The organism is Scandinavium sp. UTDF21-P1B, assembly GCF_040750395.1.
GTDB lineage: Bacteria > Pseudomonadota > Gammaproteobacteria > Enterobacterales > Enterobacteriaceae > Scandinavium.
In genome coordinates this window covers 1-16,667 of record NZ_JBFLVD010000001.1, presented here as the reverse complement: position 1 = coordinate 16,667, position 16,667 = coordinate 1, and the positions used below count along the sequence as shown (strand labels likewise).

Here is a 16,667-nt window from a genome sequence, read left to right as displayed (position 1 = left end):
GTTATTCCACCGTCTGTTCAGCGAACAGCTGCACCTGAATTTCGGCCTCTTCGGCCAGCTGGCGTACGGTCTGCATGATGTCTTTGCGCACCTGCTCAATGCGGCTGACCGGCACCGGCCCGAGACGCGCGGTGGTGCTTTGCAGCAGCGTGACCTGGCGTTTCGGCATGACGTTGAAAATCGCCTGGCGCAGCACCGGCTCGGTACCCTTGAGCGCCACCGCCCACTCTTCGATCGGGATCTCTTCCATCAGGCGCTGCAGGGTCTGCGGCGTCTGGCGGCTGAGGATGTAGAACTCGTACATCTCATCCTTCAGCTCCTCAACCACGCGCTCATCGCGATCGCGCAGCTGATCCAGCAACTGCTGCTGGTTGCTCGGAATACGGTTGACGATGTTGGCCGCGTGCTTGATGCCCGGCACCTTCGAGCCATGCTCGGAGAGCACCGCCACGCCGCGATCGATAAGCCGATCCAGCTCATCGATCACATCGCGGTTGATGTCGTCCAGCCGGGCGATGCGGTAGACGATTTCATCCTGGCGCTCTGCCGGCAGCACGCTCAGCACGTTGGCGGCGACGTCCGGTGGCAGGAAGGCCAGAAATACCGCCTGGAGCTGTAAGTGTTCCTGCTCGATCAGCGCCGCCAGTTGGGGGATATCCACCCACTGCAGGCGCGCCATGCGATAGCGGATCTCGTCGCCGTAAATGCCGTTGATCACGCTGCGGGCAATTTCGCCGCCCAGCGCTTTCTCCAGGATGTTACGCAGCCAGCTACGGGAAGCACCGTTGATGCCGCTCTGCTCCCGGTAGTCCGAGAAAAAGTTGTTCATCGCCTGGCGGGCCTGATTGACCTTTACACCGTGCAGGCGCGCCATGGTTTCACTCAGCAGTAACACCTCTTCGCGGTTCAGTTTCTGCATGACGCTGGCGGCTGCGTCTTCGCCGACGCTCAGCAGCAGAATGGCCGCCTGCTCCAGGCGGCTGGTGCCTGAACCGGCAGGCTTACTGCTCCGGTTTGCTATTGCTTCGCTCATTACTGTTGATCCATTGTTTCAGCACTTCGGCCACGCGCTCGGTTTCGTTCTGCGCGAGCACCTGGAGATATTCCACCTTGGTTTCCAGACCGGAAGCCAGCGGCGGTAAGTTGTCGTCGTTGATGAGGGACGCCTTCGCCAGGTTTGTTTCCAGCGATACTTCCTCCGTCGGCTCCTGTTCCAGCAGTACCGGTTCAACGTCCCCGGCATCGCTCTCAATCACGCGCTCGCCGCGGCGCCCAATACGCTGCACCAGCGGACGTACGCCAAACAGCAGGGTCAGCAGCGCCAGCAGACCAATGCCGCCGTTCTGCCCCCAGTACTGCATCGACGGATCCTGCCACCACTGTAGCTCCGGCATGCCGTCGGTTTTCGGCGAAGTAAAGGCCAGTACGTCGAGGGTCAGCGCATCGCCGCGATCTTTTTCAATACCCGCCGCGCTCTCCACCAGTCGCGTGATGGACGCCAGCTGCTCCGGCGTGATTTTTTCAAGCATCGGGGCCTGTTGGTTCAGCGCCACCGCCACGCTCATCTTCTCGAGCTTGTAGCCCGGATGGCGGATATGGCGAATGTCGCGATCGAAGGCATATTTGCGCTGCTCGCTGCTGCGGCTTGAGAGCGAACGCGGATCGCTGGTAGTCGCAGCGGTTTGATTCGCCTGTGCCGCCGTTGCATTCGCCGCATTTGCGGGTGCCGGTGGCTGATTGACCGGACGGTTGCTCAGGGACCCCGGAATGCCAAAGGCCATTTCGTTGGTTGAGTTTTCCTGGCTCAGCTGTTCATCGCTGATGCGTGGATCTTTGCCAAGGCGCTCCTGCGTCTCTTCCACGCTGCTGAGATCGACGCTCGGCGCCACGCTCACGCGGAAGTTACCTGCACCCACCAGCGGTGTCAGCAGGTCGGCGATGTTCTTGCGGGTTTCTTCCCGGATACGCTGGACCACGTCGTTGCCCGCGCGCTTCCCGGCAAAGCTGCCATCCGCACCTATCAGTTCGTCAGAAAGTAAATTCCCGGCCTGATCGACCACGCGAACGCTGCTGGCGGTCATACCCGGCACGCTGCCTGCTACCAGCTGCACAATCGAGGCCACCTGCTGCTCGTCGAGCTTGCGGCCATAGCGCAGCTGCACCATCACCGAGGCGCTGCTGTTGGGCTTGTTGGTCATCACAAAGGAGCTGGACTCGCTCAAACCCAGATGAACACGGGCGTTTTCGACCGGATCCAGGGCCATAATGCTTTTCGCCAGCTCCCCTTCCAGGCTGCGCTTGTAGCGCACGTTCTGGATGAACTGGCTGCTGCCAAGCATCTCTTCTTTGTCCATCAGCTCATAACCGTCCGGGGAGATGGCGCTGATGCCTTTCGCCGCCAGCGCCATACGGGCCTGGGAGAGCTTGCCGTCGGTGACCAGAATCTGGCCGTTGTTCGGATCGATACGATAGGGAATATTTTCCGCACCCAGCACTTCCACCACCTGAGCGACAGGGATCTGCTCCTGAGCGCCGTACAGCGCGACGTAGCCCTGGTTGTGGTTCCATAGGGAGAGGACAATAGCCACCGCCAGCACCACGCCGCCGATTGCGGCGAGCACAGGCATTTTGCGCAGACCGGCGGGCAGCGTGAGGGCTGGAAGGCGTTGTTTGATGTTATTTAACACGACGGGAACCTTAGAGCGGGATGTTCATCACTTCGTCCAGCGCAGAGGTGAGCTTGTTACGCACCTGCATCATGGCCGAGAAGGCCACGCTGGCTTTCTGACTTTCGATCATTGCACCGGCTAAATCGTCGCTCTGACCCATATCAATCGCTTTCTGACGAGCGCCTGCGCTGTGCTGTAGCGCGTCCACGTTATCAATGGTGCCGTTGAGCACCTGTGAAAAAGAGACGGGTGACAGCGTGGCAAAAGTACCGTTGGCCGGGGCGATAGCCTGACCAGCGTCGAAGGAGGCCGCCGCCGCGGTCTGCTGCATTCTGGCGAGCAGCGCCTGCTGGGTTGCCTGGGCGCCTGCGGCGCTAATTTTATCCATGGATTATTCCTTCCCGGGCATCATGAAAAACATTCGAGATCGATGCCTTCATCACGCATTGAGGCGAGACGGTAGCGCAGCGCCCGCGGCGTAATGCCGAGAAACGCTGCCGTTTTAGATTTGTTGCCCTTGTGGCGTTTGAGCAAATCGATGATGTACTGATACTGCGCCAGCCGCCCATGAAGCTTCACGTCCTGGATGGCCTGGCTTGCAACATTTTCCTGCTCGCGGTAGGCCGGCATGATGCCAGGTTGCTGCGCTGTGGGCTCGGATACGCATTCGCTCAGCCCAAAGTCAGCCGCGCTGATCTCTTCGCCGTTGCACAGGATCATCCCACGCTGAATAACGTTTTCCAGCTCACGCACGTTGCCAGGCCACTCCCAGGAGAGCAGCGCCCGGCGAGCGTCGTCGCTGAGCTGAATGTTACCCTTGTGAAATGCCCGGTATTTGGCCATAAAGCGCTGGGTCAGTGGCAGAATGTCCTGACGGCGTTCGCGCAGCGGGGTGATGTGAATTGGCACGACAGAGATGCGGTAAAACAGATCCTGGCGAAAGCGCCCTTCGGCAATTTCAACCTGCAAATCTTTATTAGTAGAAGCAATCAAGCGAATATCCAGCGGGATGCGCTTATGGCTGCCCAGACGTTCAACTTCCTGCTCCTGCAAAACGCGTAATAATTTCGCCTGCAGCGCCAGCGGCATATCTCCGATTTCATCAAGCAATAATGTCCCGCCGTTTGCCTGTTCAAATTTTCCGGCTACGCTGGCTACCGCACCGGTGAATGCGCCTTTTTCATAACCGAATAAAATGGCTTCCAGCATGCTTTCCGGAATAGCCGCACAGTTCACTCCTACATAAGGAGAATTATCGCCACAGGCATTCTCATGAATGTATTTTGCAACGCACTCTTTTCCTGTTCCTGTCTCACCGGTGATAAGCACCGAGACATTATATCTGGCGACCCGACGCGCTAATGACAAAATATTTACGCTGGCAGGCGCGACGGCGACAAATCCGTTATCGTTACCGACTTCACGATCAATAATAATGCTCATAGTGGGGTACCAACAAAAAGAACAACAATAAAAGCATGGGCGCTTTCACGGGTGACATTACCTGGACATCATAGCCATCAGACAACATATATGACGTTTTCAAATGCGCCATATCTGTATTTCATATTTATATTAAATAAGAAAATTGAGGGGGCCTTCCGGTAACCATGAGCGCAGTATACGGAAGATATAAGAATTGTCTTGTTTTTAATGGGTATTAATACATTAACCATTAAAATACAATATGTTGCATGAGTTATTAATTGAGACAAAAGCCATAAAATAATGAATTAATAACTCAACAAGCCTTGCAATAAAAGAAGGGAAACTGTCTAATCCTCATCCTGACAATGTTAGCTGAGTTCTTCCCCTGATAAAGAGAAGTGAGCGCGCTTTAAACCAAAGCGACGAAAAATTCGAAAACTCAAATGCATCCAGAAAAATTTTTTCTTCACCCCCCAACCTGATTTGGGCGGTGAGTAGTCGGCACTATTTGGTAACCCGGAATAATCATGAATCCTGCTCCACAGCGAATCAGAATCCATCAGCGCGACACGTTGCCGGAACTCGTTAAACTCGAGACCAGCCAACTTGGCCGCCCCTGGCATCGACTGCCAAAGCTTATGAATGACAGCTTTGACATTCTTGACGCGCGCCTGAGCATTTATTTCCTGAAAAAACTGCGGGTCAATGCTGCGCTGAAATCCATGACCTTTGCCATCGATCAGAATTATAAAAATCCGCTGATCTTCTCCACCCGCTACGGCAACATTGCTTTTGTTATCGATCGGATTTTACTGCTCAATATTCTTCATGATTATTATGGCCTGAGCAAAGACAGTAGTCAGATAGAACTCAATGACAAGCAGCCGGTCACGAAAACAGAAGAGCGCCTGAAGAATAAGCTCGGCCAGGAGCTGACCTGGCTGATTATTAATAAAGAGACATTTGGCGAAAACCTCGAGATTAAGAATGACTATTCTGCGGTCATCAGCCGGTGGGCGTGGTGCGTGACCTTTACCCTCGAAGGCTACGACTTCGGCACGTTCACTATCCTGCTCGATCATCATCATGTCGATCAGATGCTCGCCACCCTGCGCACACCAAACCACGGCAAAGACGGCGCGGGCAAAAGCACCTCGTTAAGCCCAGCGCAGATTGAACGTCTGTTCGACAGTCTGCCGCTGAAGCTGAACGGACGTATGGTGAACCTTAACCTGACGGTGGCCCAGCTCACTGACATTAAGCCCGGCGATATTATCCCGGTAACCATCAACGACCCTTTACCCGTTTTTATCGGCAAAGAACAGATTTTTGAGGCCGCTATCGCTGAAGATCGCGGCAGACTGTTCCTGTGCGATATCCACGACAAAACCACCGAGAAGACCTATGAGTGATGTGCAATACGAACTGGGCCAGAACTTCGATCTGGACGATTTAAACCTCGGCGATATGCCCCAGGAAGAGACGGTGGAAGGCAATATCCGCATGGATTTGCAGCCGGAAATTCGCGAAACGGCCATGACCGATCTGCGCAAAATGGCGCTGTTCAGCCGTATTCCCGTCACCCTGACGCTGGAAGTGGCGTCGGTTGATATTTCGCTTGCCGACCTGATGTCGGTGAACAGCGATTCGGTGGTGGAGCTGGACAAAATGGCCGGTGAACCGCTGGACATCAAGGTCAACGGCATTCTGTTCGGCAAGGCGGAAGTGGTGGTACTCAACGACAAGTACGGCCTGCGCATTATCGAATTCAATGCGAAAGAGCTGGGCGAACTCACGCGATGAAACGCCTGCTTTCACGGCGAGTGCTGCTGGCGCTTGCCCTTCTCGGCCTGACGTTTTCGCCATCCCTGCTGGCGGCAAACGGCGACGTGACGCTGTTCAGCACCGCGGCAACCGCCAGCGGGCAGGATTACAACGTTAAAATTGAAATCCTGATCCTGATGACCCTGCTCGGCCTGCTGCCGATCATGGTGCTGATGATGACCTGCTTTACCCGCTTTATCATCGTGCTGGCGATTTTACGCCAGGCCCTGGGCCTGCAGCAGAGCCCACCGAACAAAATTCTCACCGGCATCGCGCTGGCGCTGACGCTGCTGGTGATGCGCCCGGTATGGACGACGATTTACAGCGATGCGGTGGTGCCCTTCCAGAACGATGAAATCACCCTCAAGCAGGCGCTGGCGAAGGCCGAAACGCCGCTGAAAAAGTACATGCTGGCGCAGACCAACAATAAAGCGATGGAGCAGATGATGAACATCGCGGGCGTACAGGGCGACGCGCGCGAGCAGGACCTGACGGTGGTCACGCCTGCGTATCTGCTGAGCGAGCTGAAAACCGCCTTCCAGATTGGCTTTATGATCTACATCCCGTTCCTCGTGATCGACCTGATTGTCGCCAGCGTGCTGATGGCAATGGGGATGATGATGCTCTCCCCGCTTATCGTCTCGCTGCCGTTTAAGCTGATGCTGTTCGTGCTGTGCGACGGCTGGACGCTGATTGTCGGCACCCTCACCGCCAGCGTGCAGGGGCTTTAGCCATGATGAACATGGATACCGCCGGGGATATCATGGCCACCGGGATTCACCTGGTGCTGCTGATCTCCGCCGTCGCCATTATCCCAAGCCTGATAGTCGGCCTGTGCGTGAGTATTTTCCAGGCCACCACGCAGATTAACGAACAGACGCTGAGCTTCCTGCCGCGTCTGGTGGTGACGCTCGGCGTGCTGATTTTCGCCGGGAAATGGATGCTAACCCAACTGGTGGACTTCACGGTGCAGATCTTCCATCAGGCGGCGGCGCTGGTCGGTTAATCACGATGGGACTGGATATTCAGGCGCTGCTGACGCCGCTGATGGCGCTGATTCTGCCCTTCTTCCGCATTATGGCCTTTTTGCAGTTTGCGCCCGTGCTGGACAACCGCGCGTTTTCCCGCCGCATCAAAATCGCTACCGCGCTGGCGCTCTCGGTCATTATTACGCCAATGCTGCCGAATTTGCCGGTACTGGAAGGGCTGCTCTCCATGCGCTCAATACTGCTGATTGGCGAACAGCTGCTGTGGGGCTTTCTGTTCGGCATGGCGCTACAGCTGGTGTTCGTCACGCTACAGACCGCCGGGCATATTTTGTCAATGAACATGGGCCTCGGCATGGCGATGATGAACGACCCGGTGAACGGCAGCTCCACCACGGTGATTTCGCAGATTATCTACATCTTCTGCGCGCTACTGTTTTTCATTATGGACGGGCATCTGCTGCTGGTGACCATCCTGTTTAAGGGCTTCACGTACTGGCCCATCGGCCAGGCGCTGAACCAGCCGACGCTGCTGCTGATTGTGCAGAGCCTGGGCTGGATCATGTCTTCGGCAACGCTTATCGCTCTGCCAACCACCTTCGTGATGCTGATTGTGCAGGGCGGCTTTGGTCTGCTGAACCGCGTGTCGCCGACGCTGAACCTGTTCTCGCTCGGCTTTCCAATCAGCATGCTGTTTGGCCTGCTCTGTATTTCAATGCTGATGACCAGCATTCCCGATCACTATCTCAATCTCACCAACGAGATTCTGGCGAAGTTTGACGCCGTAAGGGTGCACTGATGTCGGCAAGCAGCGGCGATAAAAGCGAAAAACCCACAGCGGGGAAACTGCGCAAAGCGCGGGATAAGGGCGATATTCCCCGCTCCAAAGATCTCACTATGGCGGTGGGCCTGGTCGCTTCGTTCTTCACTATCGGCGGCTTTCTGCCCTACTACCGCCAGCTTATTGGCGAAGCCTTTACTGCCGTGGGCGTGATGGCAGGCCAGCTCGATGACCCGACCGTGCTGAACCGCTTTTTGCTGCTCAACGCGTGGGTGATTTTGCGCATGGCCGCCACGCTTATCCCGATCCCGCTGGCCTGCATTGTTGCAAGCCTGGTGCCCGGCGGCTGGATTTTTACCCCCAATAAGCTCAAGCCCGATTTTAAGAAGCTGAGCCCGATTGCGGGCGTCAAACGTATCTTCTCCTCCAGCCACTACGTTGACGTTGGCAAGATGCTGCTCAAGTGCGGGATTATCCTCGCCGTTTTGTGGGTAATGGTGCACGATGCGATGAACGGGCTGCTGCACCTGCAACGGCTTTATCTCGTCCAGGCCATTAATCAGGGATTTGCTATTTTCCGTCACGTTGTCGGCTATTTCGTTGCCGTTATCGTGATTTTCGCCCTGCTTGACGTGCCGCTCAGCAAATTCATGTTCACCAAAAAAATGCGCATGACCAAGCAGGAAGTGAAGGAAGAGCACAAGAACAACGACGGTAACCCGCAGATCAAAGGCCGTATTCGCCAGCTCCAGCGCATGATGGCGATGGGGCAGATCACCCGCACCGTGCCGGAAGCGGACGTGATTATCACCAACCCGACCCACTACGCGGTGGCGCTCAAATACGACCCTAAACGCGCCGAAGCGCCGTACATCGTGGCAAAAGGCGTCGACGATGTCGCGCTGTGGATCAGGGAAGTGGCGCAGAAGCATAAGGTTGAGGTCGTGGAGTTTCCGCCTCTGGCTCGCGCCGTGTATTACACCACCCGCGTTAATCAACAGATTCCGGCGCCGCTGTTTCGCTCCATCGCCCACGTGCTGACCTACGTAATGCAGCTTAAATCGTGGCGCAGCGGCACCCTCGAACAAAAACCCCGCCTGAACAGGCACATCAACATTCCGCAAGAGGTATTAAACGCCCATGGCGAACAGTAAATTGCACAACGCACTCGGCGTGCTGCGCAAGGGGCAGATCGGCGTACCGATCCTGCTTTTGTGCGTGCTGGCGATGGTTATCCTGCCGTTGTCGCCGCTGATGCTGGATATTCTTTTCACCTTCAACATTGTTCTGGCGGTCATCGTGCTGCTGGTGGCGGTGAACATGCAGCGTCCGCTGGACTTTGCCATCTTCCCGACGCTGCTGCTCATCACCACCCTGATGCGTCTGACCCTGAACGTCGCCTCTACCCGTGTGGTATTGCTGCATGGTCATGAAGGTGAAGGGGCTGCCGGTAAGGTCATTGAAGCGTTTGGCCAGGTGGTGATCGGCGGCGATTTCGTCGTCGGCTTCGTGGTGTTTATCATCCTGATGATCATCAACTTCGTGGTGGTCACCAAAGGGGCAGAGCGTATTTCTGAAGTCTCCGCCCGCTTTACCCTCGACGCCCTACCGGGTAAACAGATGGCGATTGACGCCGACATGAACGCCGGGCTCATCAACCAGCAGCAGGCACGCACGCGGCGTATGGAAGTGGGCAAAGAGGCCGACTTCTACGGTGCGATGGACGGGGCCTCGAAGTTCGTTCGTGGTGATGCCGTCGCCGGGATCATGGTGCTTATCATCAACGTCATCGGCGGGATCTGCATCGGGATCTTTAAATACGATCTCGATGCCAGCCATGCGTTCCGCCAGTACGTTCTGCTGACCATCGGTGACGGCCTGGTCGCACAGATCCCTTCCCTGCTGCTGGCAACCGCCGCGGCAATCATCGTCACCCGCGTCAGCGAAGGCAACGACGTCAGCGATGAGATCAAAACGCAGCTGCTGTCGAAGCCTAAGGTGCTCTACACCGCCGCCTTCGTGATGTTTATCCTCGCCGTGGTGCCGGGCATGCCGCACATCGCGTTCCTGAGCTTTACCGGCCTGCTGCTGTTTGCCGCCTGGCGACAGAGCAAAGTGGTGCAGCCGCCGCAGGAAGAGACGGACATGGAGGCGATCCAGGAGGTGCTGGCGGTGGACAGCACGCCGACCATCACCTGGGATAACATTCCGCTGGTGGAGCCGATTGGCCTGAACCTCGGCTACAAGCTGGTAGGCCTGGTGGATGAGGCCAAAGGCAGCCCGCTTTCCCAGCGTGTGCGCGGCGTGCGTCAGGTAATATCGGAACACTGCGGCGTATTGCTGCCGGAGATCCGCATCCGCGAGAACTTCCGCCTGAAGCCCGCGCAGTACGCTATCCACATCAACGGCATTCGCGCCTCGCTTGGCGAAGTGCAGGCCGACAAGCTGATGGCAATTCCGGGCACGGAGCTGTACGGCGAGATCGACGGCATTCTGGATACCGATCCGGCCTACGGGATGGCGATCGTGTGGATTGACCCGGATCAGAAAGCAAAAGCGCTGAACCTTGGTTACCAGGTGGTAGATTGCGCCAGCGTGGTGGCAACCCACGTCAATAAAGTGGCGCGCGAGAACCTGCCGGACCTGTTCAACTATGACGACATCACGCATCTGCATGCACGTCTGGCGCAGCAGTCGCCTAAGCTTGCCGAAGACCTGGGCGCGGCCCTGAACTTCAGTCAGCTGCTGCGTATTTATCGTCAGCTGCTGCTTGAGCAGGTATCGTTGAAGGATATTGTGACAATTGCCTCCACGCTGCTGGAGAGCGCGACCGTCACCAAAGATCCGATGCTGCTGACCTCAGACGTGCGCTACGCGCTGCGCCGGGCAATCATGCACAACATCAACGGCGACCGGAAGCAGTTGTCGGTTTATACGATGGATAACGCGCTGGAGAATATGCTGCTGAGCGCGCTGAACCAGTCGCAGCAGGCGAGCAAAGTGGCACTGGACAGCTTCCCGGTGGACCCGAACATTCTGACTCAGCTGCAGCAGACCATGCCGATGATTTACGAGCAGATGAAGGCGAAAAACCTGCCGCCGCTGCTGCTGGTCGCCCCGCAGCTGCGCCCGGTGATTTCCCGCTATGGTCGCCTGTTTGCGCGCGGCCTGCACGTGCTCTCTTACAATGAAGTGCCGGATGATGCGGATTTGAACGTGGTGGGAACGTTAGCTTAAGAAGGGATAATGCCCGGCAGCGCATGTTCGCCGGGTTATGCCGGGTGGCGGCTTCGCCTTACCCGGCCTACAACACATATCTACTTGTAAATCGGGTAAGCAGAATACCACCCGACAAAAAATCCATCAGCCCGTAAGCCGGGTAAGCAGAGCGACACCCGGCAATTCCAAGCAAAAATCTTAACGATCGAAGAAGCGTAGCCGCCAGCTGATCAGCGTACGCGGCATGCTGCGCACGTCATTGCCCCCGGTGCTGTAGTAGTGCAGCTGCGGTTTGCCGTTTTTGTCCGTATCAATACGCGCGGCCCAGATGGCCGTATCGGTGTACATCACGATCGCATTCTTGCTGTTAGCCGCGCCACGCACCCACATCCCGATGACGCTGGCACCGATGTTGTCGAGATCGTCCTGATAAATATAGACGTTGGCGGTATCCACAAAGGCCTGATACTCCTTGCCAACCAGCTCGCGGAAGCGCTTATCCATCTTCTCATCGCGCAGAATACCCAGCGTCAGCAGCGTGGCTTTCGGGCGTGGGTCGCTTTCCGCACGCAGATATCGGCCGTCGATAAATCCGCCGCCCGGCATCGACAGACGGCAACCCCAGTCGGCATTGCTGAAGATTTGTAGCGCACCGCTGCGGCGAGGGATGAGCAGCAGCTTGCAGTTACTGGTGTCGCCGATTTTATCGACCAGCGCCATGCCGTACACCTTGCGCGCCTCGGCGGTATATTCGTCGTGGTTGAGGCCCGCCCACACGCGGATATCGGTGTTGACCGACCACTCCGCGCTGCGGCTGAGCTGGAGCGTGCCGCCGCTCATGTTCGGCGCGCTCATGTTCCACCAGTTGCCTTCCCATTTAAAATCCGGCGCGACGTCCGACAGCAGGCTGATGCCTTCGTAATAAGCGCGTTCGATGCAGGCATCCGAGGTGCATCTATCGAGAGATTTCTCCCAGGTTTCATACTGTTGGTGCACCTTTGCCGAATCGTCCTTTACCAGCATCGAGCGATAGATAATGGTCAATGTACTGTCGAGCCAGTGCAGATTGTCATTATTACAGATGGTGTTTTCTAACGGAGTGGCCGCGCGCTGGCAGTTAACCGCATAGGCGCTGGCCCCGAATAATACCGTGAGGATAATCAGACAGTTGAGCAGACGAGACAGCATATTGTATATTCTTTAGCCAGTAAGGGCGGCTATTCTGGCTAAATTATTCTATGAATGCAATATAATTCATTCACCATGTAAATAATTATTCCCAGTGTTAAGTCACCGTAATTATGTGTCGCTGAATATCTAAGCATGTGCGAATTGGAAACTAAGCGTATGAAAATCGATAGCAGCAATTACATGTTTACCACAACCTTATTACAAACCTCACAAAGCGAAATGAGCCGTAAGCCGTTAGGTACAGAACGCGTCAGCGGCCATCTCTGCCCCCAGAGCGGCTACTGGCAGGTGGCGAACCCCGCCGTAACCTTAATCGTGAATGTGAAAAAAGGAGAGAATATGCCGTACCATGCCGGTAAGCCAGTGAACTGGCAGCTGGTGGAATATGATTTAAAGAATGAAGTGAATTTGTAAATAATATTTTGCGTTTTGGTTTCTTATTATTAGAAAAGATTTAGCTTCAGCACGGTTCAGGGAGTATCCGGGCTGTCGTGAATATTGTTAGTGGTTATATACATTCATAGTATTAATACTTTTTTAATATCCGGCGGTCGGCCGACCTTGCCATATTCTTTTTTAGAATAAAAAGTAAATTTCGCTTAAGTCTGATGCTTGTTGCGCATAAGGTTATTGCTTGTAAAATGACCGATGCGGTTGTTTTTGTAACAAGTAGAGGGATTTATGGCGAAAGGAATAGTGCTTTGTCAGGGAGACAGGACAACATGCGGAGGCAGAATAGTTGTCGGCTCCGCTCTGGGTGTTGCTTTCGGTAAACCGATCGCGAAAGAAGGCGACCCGGTAACCTGCGGCAAAGTGAAGGAGTTTACTGAATTCGGCCACCTGAATAGTGGCAACGGAGATCGCCAAATATCCGAGCCGCCCCGATGTTTTCCGTTGTTGTATACCCCTTTGTGCATCAAATTCCCCCGCTCATGCTTGCGAGGAAATTGTACGGGATGCGATGAGGAGGGATAACGAAAAGTAAAAAAGGACACTACGCCCCCTCTCGCGTTATCCGGTCTTAATTCCCCGGCTTCAAATGCCGGAATCGGAATCAAGATGAACCGTAACGTTCCCCCTAACAGGCCTTGTTATGCGGTTGGTCGCTCGTTCCATGCATCTGTGTACTGAATATTCCCGTCGTGAATCTTCCAGGTGATTTTCTCGTACTGCATCGCTACTGATTCCATATGGTTCATTTTGTCATTGGCAGCAAGTTTGCAGTTAGGAACACCACAGTTAACACCTGTGATCTTCACGTTCTCCATTAGCACAGAGTAATAAGCGACCTCCTGGCCTGCGTCGTTGATGTGGTAGAAACGGATCTCTGCACTCTTCAGTGTCTGACCAGTTGCAGCAGCCTTATAAAGATACGGGGTAGAACTATCAACTTCCTTTTCAATCATCATTGATGAATGTTGACGTGTACCAGTAATTTTACCGTTGGCATTGTCTACAGGTAGGTTCATTCCGTGGCTCAGTCCGATGATCTCAATGCTGCCGTCACGATCCTGAACGTCAACAGATCCCTTTATGTCTGCTCCGCCATCGTCTTTAAGCCACATATACGGGGGGATTGGCATTTTACTTGCTCCTTATTTTTCGTATCAACTTCATAGTGATGAGATAAATTGCTGTTGCTGCCGCGATCTCGGTAAGGAAGGCGATATAGAAAAACACATCTTCTATATTCTCGACTCCTGCGTCGTTGTCACCATAAAATAGGTGTACAACCCAATAGCCAAAGTCATGATTAACCCATAAATACGGATCGCCCAAGGAACGCCCAATGACCAGCAGAATCAACAGGAAGTAGACAACCTTTGCTAACCTACGGGCAAGTGTTCGAGCCATTCGCTATTACCTCAATCGTGCCGTATGAGTCTAAATTTTTGCCCGGTACTTTCTCTTTCTTCGTCCTTAATAGAGCGTCGCGCAGTCTGTTGAAGTCTGATTGGTGGGCAAGGGTTATGCAACCGTCTGAGACTTGTCCTGGATGGAGTCTAAAACTACCTCTGGAAATACCCTTGTAGAATGTGGTGTCGTCAATCATCCCGTCAGCCCGGAACAGGGCGAACCATTCTGAATGATCGACATGATATATGAAGGTGCTTTTAACTAAGTCAATGCCCCAAGCTCGGACCTGGTTTAACTTGCTTCCGGCTGGCCTGTCTACGATGTAATACTTCCCAGGTGGGAGTGGGCCGTCATTGATTATCATCCCACACGCGCCCTTGTTCTTATAAACTCCATTGCCAGAGAACGCCATGAACACACCTATCCCAGCAAAGGTAAGCGGTACGTAATCAGCACCGTTTAAAATTAACTTTCCCTGTAGCGCCATCAGTAACCCTTTAGTTTACATAGGTATTGATCATTAATCGTACACCTACGCAACCAAATAAAGGAAAGATATCTTCAAAGAAATTTCTGATTTTAGGCAATAGAAACCATAAAGCCCGTTGGTGGTAAGACAACGTGCGGTGCTTATCCCTCTGAGCAATATTCCCGCCTCATCTCCAGACGTATATTCCAGGCCATGCCATTCCGCCAAACGCCGCCCCTCCTTCGGGTGAGGCAAGCCCTCGACGGCCTGTTACGTCATCACGCCAATTTTGATCGGTATAGTCGATCGATTTCGATAAAACGATCTATAAAATCAATTATCTTTCGTATGCCCTGGCTGGTTATCCTTATCCTTCAACGCTCGCAAAAAAAAGCCTTTGATTACGGTTGGTTATCCAGCCGGGGCTTGCTGCGTCCATTTTCCAGATAATCCAAATCTCGAGGTCATAAAGGCGCAGAAAGATGAAGAGATGTGCACGATGCAATAAAAAAAGAAGCGTCCTTGAGCGGTGGTTCGCCCTCGATAAAGAATTCTGCGACGAGTGCTTATTTGAGAATGACCGGGAAATCAGGGAAAAACGCATTATCCCCAGCGGACGCCGCACAGATAACCATGAAGGGAAATCGTAGCCCGATATGAAGAATCACATCGACGTTAGCGTCATTATCCCTGCCTTCAACGCCGCTGCGACCATTGGTAGCCTGGTCAATAAACTCCTCTGCGAAACCCGCGTCTCTGTTGAACTTATCGTTGTCGATGACGGTTCCACCGATGATACCGCGGGCGTTATTCGCCAAATCCAGGATGAGCGGCTGCTCCTCATCGGGCAGCCTAATCAGGGCGTCTACGCTGCCCGCAATGCGGCTTTAGCCATTCATCAGGGTGAATGGGTGATTTTCCTTGATGCCGATGATGATATCGCCGACGGGTTCATTGAAAAGCGATGGCAGGCAGCAACCGCAGCGCAGGCCGACGTGGCGATCTTTAACGGCTGGCATTCTGGCGCTGAGCATCGTCGAAAGGCGATTCACCGGAAGCAGCCCTGTGGGGAAACGCTGTCGGGGCATGAGTGGATCAGACACTGCGTTCTCCATCGCGAATGGCCGCATTACCTGTGGCTGCAGATGGTCAGGTCATCCTACATCAGACAGCATTTGCTGCGTTTCCAGGCCGGCAAAAGCCATAAAGACATTCTGTGGACGGTTCACCTCGCGGCGAGCAACGGCCGGTTCTGCATAGTGGACGTTAAGGATTATATCTATGTCAGCAACACCGCCTCTATCACGCACCGGCCGGATTACTACGACGTCCGGGCGGTGAGCTACGTTGAGGTGATTGCGGAGATCGTTCGGCTGGCGGAACTGGAGCAGAACAACAAAATAAGGGTGTTTTTGTATCGGCACGCGCTGGTTGAGGCCCGACATTTTTTGGGGCTGTATCGTAACCGCGTGCAGGATAAGTCAGGCGTGAAAGCCCGCTTTAAAGCGGATGTTTCGTTTGGCCGTTTGTTCAGAGGGATAAGCAGTTTCAGCGATGTGTTTTTCTTTATTAAGGTGGTGGGGAAGCTGTTTTGATGTGCTTTGGTGTCGCCAACCTGACGGGATCGAAAAACAATCAAATACTTAATCCAGCGATCTAACCGACTCCACTAAAGCCTTTCTGCCATCAGAACCGATTCGGTTCCACTTAAACAGCAGCAGCGCCAGATCCTCATCGTCGGTATAGAAATAGGCAGGCGGCACGTCCAGGGCTTTCGCTAGTTGATGAACGACGTCGATACTTGCTTGATGAACGCCCTGCTCATAGCGATTGATTCGCGCGCTGGCGACGAATTCATCTATCCCGGCCAAAATGCCGAGCTTCTTCTGTGATAAGCCCTTTGCCAGACGCGCAAACTTGAGCCGCTCGCAAAAAATCTTCTGATAAGTAGTGGATTCGTTCATGGCTACGATAGTCGTAGCTTTTACGGCTTTCCGATACTACGAGAAACGTAGCGAGAAAATCTCAGTTTCCAATAAGCGCCTGTTACATAAGCTTTCATTGGAGATCCAAGGCAGATCGCAAAACTACGAAATTCGTAGCTAAGGATCTAGCCATAAAGCTACGAATCTCGTAGCATTTTATTGTTACTTCACTATCTTACTTTTTGTCGACTGGAGGGAATCATGAACTGAATCGCCACGGATAATCTAGACACTTCTGAGCCGTTGATAATACTGGTT

General features: G+C 54.0%; 20 protein-coding genes. 10 read left to right on the top strand and 10 right to left on the bottom strand.

Going from position 1 to position 16,667, the window contains the following annotated elements:
* Nucleotide 1 precedes the first annotated feature (1 nt).
* The 5 genes from AB1287_RS00100 to AB1287_RS00080 all read right to left on the bottom strand — a co-directional run bounded on the left by AB1287_RS00100 (nt 2) and on the right by AB1287_RS00080 (nt 4,702).
* Nucleotides 2-1,033: a flagellar motor switch protein FliG gene (locus AB1287_RS00100; protein ID WP_435616529.1), complete on the bottom strand. Its 1,032-nt coding sequence runs from the start codon at nt 1,031-1,033 to the stop codon at nt 2-4.
* Complete coding sequence (fliF, locus tag AB1287_RS00095; RefSeq protein WP_435616528.1) at nt 1,002-2,687, bottom strand: flagellar basal-body MS-ring/collar protein FliF; 1,686 nt, start codon at nt 2,685-2,687, stop codon at nt 1,002-1,004. Before fliF ends, AB1287_RS00100 begins: the two co-directional genes overlap by 32 nt.
* 10 nt (nt 2,688-2,697) lie before the next feature.
* Nucleotides 2,698-3,057 (bottom strand): flagellar hook-basal body complex protein FliE, encoded by a 360-nt coding sequence (locus tag AB1287_RS00090; RefSeq protein WP_435616527.1) that lies wholly within the window; start codon nt 3,055-3,057, stop codon nt 2,698-2,700.
* Nucleotides 3,058-3,077: 20 nt separating this feature from the next.
* Complete coding sequence (locus AB1287_RS00085) at nt 3,078-4,112, bottom strand: sigma-54 interaction domain-containing protein (RefSeq protein ID WP_435616526.1); 1,035 nt, start codon at nt 4,110-4,112, stop codon at nt 3,078-3,080.
* A gap of 353 nt (nt 4,113-4,465) precedes the next feature.
* The gene (locus AB1287_RS00080) at nt 4,466-4,702 is read right to left on the bottom strand and encodes a hypothetical protein (RefSeq protein ID WP_435616525.1); all 237 of its coding nucleotides are present in this window, start codon (nt 4,700-4,702) and stop codon (nt 4,466-4,468) included.
* Between the two features lie 33 nt (nt 4,703-4,735).
* On the opposite strand from AB1287_RS00080, the gene AB1287_RS00075 reads away from it, so the two are divergent.
* From AB1287_RS00075 to AB1287_RS00045, 7 genes are read left to right on the top strand one after another with little or no spacing between them, the layout of a single operon-like run.
* Complete coding sequence (locus AB1287_RS00075) at nt 4,736-5,509, top strand: FliM/FliN family flagellar motor switch protein (RefSeq protein WP_435616524.1); 774 nt, start codon at nt 4,736-4,738, stop codon at nt 5,507-5,509.
* The gene (fliN, locus tag AB1287_RS00070; RefSeq protein WP_436799807.1) at nt 5,502-5,900 is read left to right on the top strand and encodes a flagellar motor switch protein FliN; all 399 of its coding nucleotides are present in this window, start codon (nt 5,502-5,504) and stop codon (nt 5,898-5,900) included. Before AB1287_RS00075 ends, fliN begins: the two co-directional genes overlap by 8 nt.
* A complete protein-coding gene (fliP, locus tag AB1287_RS00065; RefSeq protein ID WP_435616523.1) occupies nt 5,897-6,652 on the top strand; it encodes a flagellar type III secretion system pore protein FliP in 756 nt (251 codons plus the stop codon). The genes fliN and fliP overlap by 4 nt, the downstream gene beginning before the upstream one ends.
* Before the next feature lie 2 nt (nt 6,653-6,654).
* Nucleotides 6,655-6,927: a flagellar biosynthesis protein FliQ gene (gene fliQ / locus AB1287_RS00060; protein WP_435616522.1), complete on the top strand. Its 273-nt coding sequence runs from the start codon at nt 6,655-6,657 to the stop codon at nt 6,925-6,927.
* Between the two features lie 5 nt (nt 6,928-6,932).
* Complete coding sequence (fliR, locus tag AB1287_RS00055) at nt 6,933-7,706, top strand: flagellar biosynthetic protein FliR (RefSeq protein ID WP_435616521.1); 774 nt, start codon at nt 6,933-6,935, stop codon at nt 7,704-7,706.
* Entirely contained in the window at nt 7,706-8,842 is a 1,137-nt protein-coding gene (gene flhB, locus AB1287_RS00050; protein ID WP_435616520.1) for a flagellar biosynthesis protein FlhB, read from the top strand. Before fliR ends, flhB begins: the two co-directional genes overlap by 1 nt.
* Nucleotides 8,829-10,925 carry a flagellar biosynthesis protein FlhA gene (locus AB1287_RS00045; RefSeq protein WP_435616519.1) on the top strand — a complete coding sequence of 699 codons (2,097 nt, stop codon included), beginning with the start codon at nt 8,829-8,831 and terminating at the stop codon, nt 10,923-10,925. Before flhB ends, AB1287_RS00045 begins: the two co-directional genes overlap by 14 nt.
* Before the next feature lie 180 nt (nt 10,926-11,105).
* On the opposite strand, the gene AB1287_RS00040 is transcribed toward AB1287_RS00045, so the two are convergent.
* Complete coding sequence (locus AB1287_RS00040) at nt 11,106-12,095, bottom strand: lysozyme inhibitor LprI family protein (protein WP_435616518.1); 990 nt, start codon at nt 12,093-12,095, stop codon at nt 11,106-11,108.
* Nucleotides 12,096-12,254: 159 nt separating this feature from the next.
* Between AB1287_RS00040 and AB1287_RS00035 the strand changes: the two genes are divergently transcribed.
* The gene (locus AB1287_RS00035; protein ID WP_435616517.1) at nt 12,255-12,512 is read left to right on the top strand and encodes a hypothetical protein; all 258 of its coding nucleotides are present in this window, start codon (nt 12,255-12,257) and stop codon (nt 12,510-12,512) included.
* A gap of 267 nt (nt 12,513-12,779) precedes the next feature.
* Nucleotides 12,780-13,073: a PAAR domain-containing protein gene (locus tag AB1287_RS00030; protein ID WP_435616516.1), complete on the top strand. Its 294-nt coding sequence runs from the start codon at nt 12,780-12,782 to the stop codon at nt 13,071-13,073.
* A gap of 116 nt (nt 13,074-13,189) precedes the next feature.
* Here AB1287_RS00030 and AB1287_RS00025 read toward each other — a convergent pair whose 3' ends face one another.
* Genes AB1287_RS00025 through AB1287_RS00015 form a run of 3 tightly spaced genes read right to left on the bottom strand, consistent with a single transcriptional unit; the run spans nt 13,190 to nt 14,442 of the window.
* Complete coding sequence (locus AB1287_RS00025) at nt 13,190-13,681, bottom strand: Hcp family type VI secretion system effector (protein WP_435616515.1); 492 nt, start codon at nt 13,679-13,681, stop codon at nt 13,190-13,192.
* A 1-nt stretch (nt 13,682) separates the two neighbouring features.
* A complete protein-coding gene (locus tag AB1287_RS00020) occupies nt 13,683-13,952 on the bottom strand; it encodes a hypothetical protein (protein WP_435616514.1) in 270 nt (89 codons plus the stop codon).
* Nucleotides 13,930-14,442, bottom strand: coding sequence for a DUF2778 domain-containing protein (locus AB1287_RS00015; RefSeq protein ID WP_435616513.1), 513 nt, complete (start codon nt 14,440-14,442; stop codon nt 13,930-13,932). The genes AB1287_RS00020 and AB1287_RS00015 overlap by 23 nt, the downstream gene beginning before the upstream one ends.
* 638 nt (nt 14,443-15,080) lie before the next feature.
* Between AB1287_RS00015 and AB1287_RS00010 the strand changes: the two genes are divergently transcribed.
* Nucleotides 15,081-16,019, top strand: a complete 939-nt coding sequence (locus AB1287_RS00010) for a glycosyltransferase (RefSeq protein WP_435616512.1) — start codon at nt 15,081-15,083, stop codon at nt 16,017-16,019.
* Between the two features lie 48 nt (nt 16,020-16,067).
* On the opposite strand, the gene AB1287_RS00005 is transcribed toward AB1287_RS00010, so the two are convergent.
* Nucleotides 16,068-16,388 carry a helix-turn-helix domain-containing protein gene (locus tag AB1287_RS00005; RefSeq protein ID WP_435616511.1) on the bottom strand — a complete coding sequence of 107 codons (321 nt, stop codon included), beginning with the start codon at nt 16,386-16,388 and terminating at the stop codon, nt 16,068-16,070.
* Between the last annotated feature and the right edge of the window lie 279 nt (nt 16,389-16,667).

Bases quoted from the DNA above. Each gene is read 5' to 3' on its own strand.
- AB1287_RS00030 (WP_435616516.1), top strand. From the start codon at position 12,780: ATGGCGAAAGGAATAGTGCTTTGTCAGGGAGACAGGACAACATGCGGA.
- AB1287_RS00085 (WP_435616526.1), bottom strand. From the start codon at position 4,112: ATGAGCATTATTATTGATCGTGAAGTCGGTAACGATAACGGATTTGTC.
- AB1287_RS00015 (WP_435616513.1), bottom strand. From the start codon at position 14,442: ATGGCGCTACAGGGAAAGTTAATTTTAAACGGTGCTGATTACGTACCG.
- AB1287_RS00020 (WP_435616514.1), bottom strand. From the start codon at position 13,952: ATGGCTCGAACACTTGCCCGTAGGTTAGCAAAGGTTGTCTACTTCCTG.
- flhB (WP_435616520.1), top strand. From the start codon at position 7,706: ATGTCGGCAAGCAGCGGCGATAAAAGCGAAAAACCCACAGCGGGGAAA.
- fliP (WP_435616523.1), top strand. From the start codon at position 5,897: ATGAAACGCCTGCTTTCACGGCGAGTGCTGCTGGCGCTTGCCCTTCTC.
- AB1287_RS00100 (WP_435616529.1), bottom strand. From the start codon at position 1,033: ATGAGCGAAGCAATAGCAAACCGGAGCAGTAAGCCTGCCGGTTCAGGC.
- AB1287_RS00090 (WP_435616527.1), bottom strand. From the start codon at position 3,057: ATGGATAAAATTAGCGCCGCAGGCGCCCAGGCAACCCAGCAGGCGCTG.
- fliR (WP_435616521.1), top strand. From the start codon at position 6,933: ATGGGACTGGATATTCAGGCGCTGCTGACGCCGCTGATGGCGCTGATT.
- AB1287_RS00005 (WP_435616511.1), bottom strand. From the start codon at position 16,388: ATGAACGAATCCACTACTTATCAGAAGATTTTTTGCGAGCGGCTCAAG.
- AB1287_RS00025 (WP_435616515.1), bottom strand. From the start codon at position 13,681: ATGCCAATCCCCCCGTATATGTGGCTTAAAGACGATGGCGGAGCAGAC.
- AB1287_RS00010 (WP_435616512.1), top strand. From the start codon at position 15,081: ATGAAGAATCACATCGACGTTAGCGTCATTATCCCTGCCTTCAACGCC.
- fliQ (WP_435616522.1), top strand. From the start codon at position 6,655: ATGATGAACATGGATACCGCCGGGGATATCATGGCCACCGGGATTCAC.
- AB1287_RS00045 (WP_435616519.1), top strand. From the start codon at position 8,829: ATGGCGAACAGTAAATTGCACAACGCACTCGGCGTGCTGCGCAAGGGG.
- AB1287_RS00035 (WP_435616517.1), top strand. From the start codon at position 12,255: ATGAAAATCGATAGCAGCAATTACATGTTTACCACAACCTTATTACAA.
- AB1287_RS00040 (WP_435616518.1), bottom strand. From the start codon at position 12,095: ATGCTGTCTCGTCTGCTCAACTGTCTGATTATCCTCACGGTATTATTC.
- fliN (WP_436799807.1), top strand. From the start codon at position 5,502: ATGAGTGATGTGCAATACGAACTGGGCCAGAACTTCGATCTGGACGAT.
- AB1287_RS00075 (WP_435616524.1), top strand. From the start codon at position 4,736: ATGAATGACAGCTTTGACATTCTTGACGCGCGCCTGAGCATTTATTTC.